We start from the raw sequence: 4693 nt of genomic DNA, 5'->3' as shown, positions 1-4693 counted from the left end.
ATGGATAAAATTAACGTCAGATAGAGCGCTCAACCCATTGTGAAGGTCATGCTCGGCGGCGTAATCAACACTGCACACAGGTGTTCTTTTCCCTGAAAACAGTCGCTCACTGTAGTGGTTTGGATACCGCCCTTGGCTATAAAAAATCGCCACATCGTAAGGCTCAAATTGAAAATCAGATTGATTTTGTTTGGTTTGCAGCTTGATGCTTAGATTGGGGTATAGCTGACGAAGTGAAGGGAGTTTCGGGATCAGCCAAGCAGAGGCGAAATAAGGTGATGTCGCTATATGCAAGCTACCAGTCAGCTCTCCGGTTTGAATGTCAGAAAGGGTGGAAAATATGGACTCAAATGATGAGTTCAAAACACTCAGAACTCTTTGTCCCTCCGGGGTGAGCTCTAACTTTCGGGTTTTTCTAATGAATAGATTGAATTGAAGCTGCATTTCCAGTTTTTTAATTCGCTGGCTCACACCACCTTGAGTCAGAAAGAGCTCTTCTGCTGCCTTGGTAAAACTCAAGTGGCGCGCTGCAACGCTAAAAGTATGAAGCAGAGAAAGCTGCTGTTGTTGATTGGTTATTGAGCTCATGCATTACTCTAGTTAATTCATTTAGAGGTATTGTTCGTTTGTCCGAAGTTGTGAGTCATTATAGATTAATTTGTGTAATGTCACATTACAAGGACGTTAATGGTGACTCAATCAAGAAGCGCAACGTTGTCGATGACGGAAAGCTCAATACGGGCATCGGAACGGATAGCGCTATTACTAGAATCGATAAAATACAACTTGGATGAGATACGATGAAACTTATATTAAATGCTGATGATTTTGGGCTGACGGAGTCGGTGAACTTGGGGATTGCGGATTGTTTTCGTGCCGGAACCGTAAAATCGACCACCATCATGATGAACCAACCTGGCGTCGCTCATGCGTCACAGCTCTATCAACGTGGCCTTATTACTGAAGTTGGACTGCATTTTACAGTGACATCTGGTCAACCCATTTCAGATCCTACATTGGTTCCAACACTGGTCGACGAGAATGGTCATTTTTTTGATAGAAAGACTTTATTTAATAAATCAGATGTCTCCTCTAATGAAGTGGCGAGAGAGCTTAAAGCGCAATATCAAGCCGCTATAGACGCAGGCTTTAATATTAATCATATCGATAGCCACCATTTTGCAAGCGCCTATCGCCCTCTTAAAATAGGTTTTACACAAGCAGCCAATGAAATAGGCCTCCCCGTCAGGCGTATTGATAGCTTTATACGAGGTCAAAACTTGTTATCGGTCCCAACCCCAGATGCGTTTGATATGGGATTTCATGCCGAAGGCGCTAATATTGAATACCTCAAAGCCATGTTGCTGGCTTATCAAGACAGCATGCCTAACAGCACGATTGAATTGATGTGCCACCCTGCCAGAACGCTTAACGAAGAGCTAGAGGACATCTCTAGCTATGCTCATGCTCGCGTTGAAGAGTGGAAGATTTTAACCAGCGATGAGTTTTCTCTCTGGCTAAGAAAAAATGACATTGAATGCGTCGGCTTTGATGCGCTTCATGCTTAATTCAGCGAAGCAACCTACCTCCTCACAAGATAAACCATCAGCCTTGATCGGTCGTTAAAATCATCGCTTGCGGTTCAATCAACACAATAATAAAGGGTGACATTGTGGTAAATCCTACCGTACTTTCCCAAATCACTATCTATCCAGTCAAATCCATTGGCGGGCTTTCACTCTCTTCTTCGTGGGCTGAAAAGCAAGGCCTTGCTTTTGATCGTCGCTTTATGCTGGCGCTGACTGGCGAGGCGGTCTCCGCCTTAGCTAAATACCCAACGATGGTGACGGCGCGTCAGTATCCCAATATGGTTCAAGTGAGTTCCAGTCTACTGCCTACTGGTATCATTTTTTCTTACCCCGGGGTGGAGCCGCTAAAATTACACTATTCTACGTTTAAAATGCAGGCGACAGATGCCAGTGTTTGGAGAGACCGTTTTTCCGCCTATACAACAACCGATGAAGCGAACGATTGGTTTAGCCAAGTGATAGGGAAGCGAGTTGAGTTACTGTTTACTGGCGAGCAATCTAACCGCATGAGAGAAAACCTTGGTCATAATGTGAGCTTTGCCGACGGTTTTCCTATCTTGCTTATTAGCTCTGGCTCATTAGCGGAGCTGAATAGACGCAGCAGCGACGTCCACACCATGGAACAGTTTCGTACTAACCTCGTGGTGCAATCGGACGAACCTTTTATCGAAGACTCATGGAAACGTATCAAGATAGGTGACGTCGAATTTGAAATTGTAGAGCCGTGTGAGCGGTGCATTTTAACGACACTTGATCTGGGAAATAGGGAGTTTAGGGCCAGTAAAGAGCCATTGACAACCTTTTCGCGTTTTAGAGCCAACGAGCAAGGCAAAATATTTTTCGGGCAAAATCTTGTAGCGAAAAACGAAGGGGTTATCTCCATCAATGATGCTATCGAAGTGCTTGAGTATAAGTCCAAGGAGTTTTATGAAGATCTCGACGCAAAAAAACAAGAGTTGATTTGCGTTGAAAGAGAACCTGTAGCAAGAAACTTCGAGACATTTTGGTTTGAGCCTAAAAATGGCTTGGTACCTGAGTATAAAGCGGGACAACACCTCCCTATTGAGATCACGGTCAATGGCAAACTGACTAAACGAATGTATACGCTGTCATCTAGCCCCTCTCGACCAGAGCGTTTGTCGATTTCAGTGAAGCGAGTCAATGGTGGTGAAGTCTCCAACTGGTTATTCAACCACTTACAAGTTGGCAATACCATTATTGCGGATCAACCCAAAGGCACATTCCATATTACTAAAGGCTCGAATGACCCGCTGTTGCTGCTTTCTGCCGGTAGCGGTGTGACACCCATGATATCCATACTTCGGTATTTGACTGACCAACGAGACACTCGTGATATTGCGTTTTATCATCAATGTTTGACGGAAGCGGATATTCCATTCATGGAAGAGCTCGTTATGCTAGAAAAGCAACACGCCAATGTGACTGTGACTATAGCCCTTAGCGAGCCATCAACTGGTTGGGTAGGCGAAAAAGGGCATTTTAGTCGTACTCATTTAAATCAAATTTCAGAGTTTCACAAACGTCAAGTTTTTGTATGTGGTCCTAGTGGTTTCATGGAAAGTACAAAGCGCTTAATGATAGACAGCGGGCTGCCTGAAGAACAGTACCATCAAGAGACGTTTGGCGTTGCAAGAGTGGCGGACGGGAATGAGAAAAGGGTTCAAATTAACCTTGATGGTGTCGTGTTTGAGGGAAGCAACCAGCGCACCGTTCTGGAGCAAGCTGAAGCAGCAGGGCTTTCTATTTCGAACAACTGCAGAGCTGGTTTCTGCGGCGCCTGCAAAGTCACGGTGAAATCAGGAGAGGTTTACCAGCCCGATGCGCCTGGAATTGAAGACAGTGACAAGGCGAAAGGAATGGCCCTAGCTTGCTGCGCGATACCTAAGACAAATGTAAATATTGTTAGCTAGTATGTAGGTTTTATTATGATTGAGGCCACCATCAAACTTTGATAGTGGCCTCAATATTGTTGGACTATCTAAAACACAATAACACCCAAATGACCTCCAATGTCATGCTTCGATTAGTCAACATTACAAAGATGCCTCAAAAATATCTGGATGACGGCTCGATAATGCAATGATTTCATCTATGATGACTCTTATTTTAGGCAGAATGTAAGGTGTTTTTAGCCAAACAATACTGATGGGCGCTCCTTCGCCATTGAGTTTCTCTAATACAGGGCATAATTGTCCATCATCAAGGTATTGCTTCACTAACCATACTGGTAGTTGAGCTAAACCGGCACCAGATAAAGCCGATTGTAAAATGCCTTCACAGTCGGCTATCTCATGACGTGCTGAAATATCGACTGATTCGGTTGCCCCCTTCGCATTTTTCAGTAGCCAGCTATGCCTTTGTCCTATAGGCCAGCCGACGATGCAATCATGCTGGGCTAGATCTTCTTTTTTGGTAATCGGCCCTCGAGTTGCTAAATAAGAGGGAGAGGCACATATCACCCTTTTTTGCTCCCCAATTTTACGTGCAACAATATCGCCCGAGTTTTCTAAGTGCCCAACGCGGATCGCAAGATCAATCCCGTCACTGACTAAATCCGTAGGACGGTCATTAAAGGTAATAGATAGATCTAATTGCTCGAACTTGGACGTTAATTCTAGCAACTTGGGTAGGATAGCTCTTCTACCGAGAACTGCGGGTAAATCAATACGCACACGCCCTGATGGCAATAACTGTTGATTGCTTAAGCGCTTCTCTGCTTCCTCTAAAATAGTCATCGCTTTAAGGCAGTCGGCTAAATAGGAATCCCCATCATTGGTCAACGCTATGCGTCGAGTTGTTCGATGAAGGAGTTTGGTGCCTAGCTGCTTTTCTAGTCGAGCAACGCTTTTACTTAAAGCTGAACCGGTCATCCCAAGCGCTTGGGCCGCAAGGGTAAAACTCCCCAACTGCGCAACGGTGACAAAGTGACGAACTTCCACAAACTGGCTTTTTAACATCAATTAATTCCTTCGGGGACTTTATGTTTGTCATTATATGGACTTAATAAGTGGATGTGAATCGATTATTCTGCGTACATCAACGAGATGATTACATCGACTTTTCAATAAAGGTAAACATGATGA

Annotated in this window: 4 protein-coding genes; 2 read left to right on the top strand and 2 right to left on the bottom strand. The window is 44.4% G+C overall.

What is annotated here, in order from left to right:
• Window positions 1-588 (bottom strand): LysR family transcriptional regulator (locus CAG68_RS02900; protein ID WP_161440762.1); only part of this gene is annotated, 588 nt, incomplete at its 3' end.
• 212 nt (window positions 589-800) lie between these two features.
• Between CAG68_RS02900 and CAG68_RS02895 the strand changes: the two genes are divergently transcribed.
• A complete protein-coding gene (locus CAG68_RS02895) occupies window positions 801-1568 on the top strand; it encodes a carbohydrate deacetylase (protein WP_161440761.1) in 768 nt (255 codons plus the stop codon).
• Window positions 1569-1672: 104 nt separating this feature from the next.
• Entirely contained in the window at window positions 1673-3520 is a 1848-nt protein-coding gene (locus CAG68_RS02890; RefSeq protein WP_161440760.1) for a hybrid-cluster NAD(P)-dependent oxidoreductase, read from the top strand.
• A 123-nt stretch (window positions 3521-3643) separates the two neighbouring features.
• On the opposite strand, the gene CAG68_RS02885 is transcribed toward CAG68_RS02890, so the two are convergent.
• Window positions 3644-4567 carry a LysR family transcriptional regulator gene (locus tag CAG68_RS02885; RefSeq protein WP_005378550.1) on the bottom strand — a complete coding sequence of 308 codons (924 nt, stop codon included), beginning with the start codon at window positions 4565-4567 and terminating at the stop codon, window positions 3644-3646.
• Window positions 4568-4693 lie beyond the last annotated feature (126 nt).

The sequence above is a fragment of the Vibrio sp. V42_P2S4T144 genome (assembly GCF_009904715.1).
Taxonomy (GTDB): Bacteria; Pseudomonadota; Gammaproteobacteria; order Enterobacterales; family Vibrionaceae; genus Vibrio; species Vibrio alginolyticus.
The sequence above is the reverse complement of the archived record's forward strand: the minus strand, read 5'-3'. Positions and strand labels throughout refer to the sequence as shown.

What these genes read in the sequence shown, in the direction of transcription:
- CAG68_RS02885 (WP_005378550.1), bottom strand. Translation starts at nt 4,567, where the DNA reads ATGTTAAAAAGCCAGTTTGTGGAAGTTCGTCACTTTGTCACCGTTGCG.
- CAG68_RS02895 (WP_161440761.1), top strand. Translation starts at nt 801, where the DNA reads ATGAAACTTATATTAAATGCTGATGATTTTGGGCTGACGGAGTCGGTG.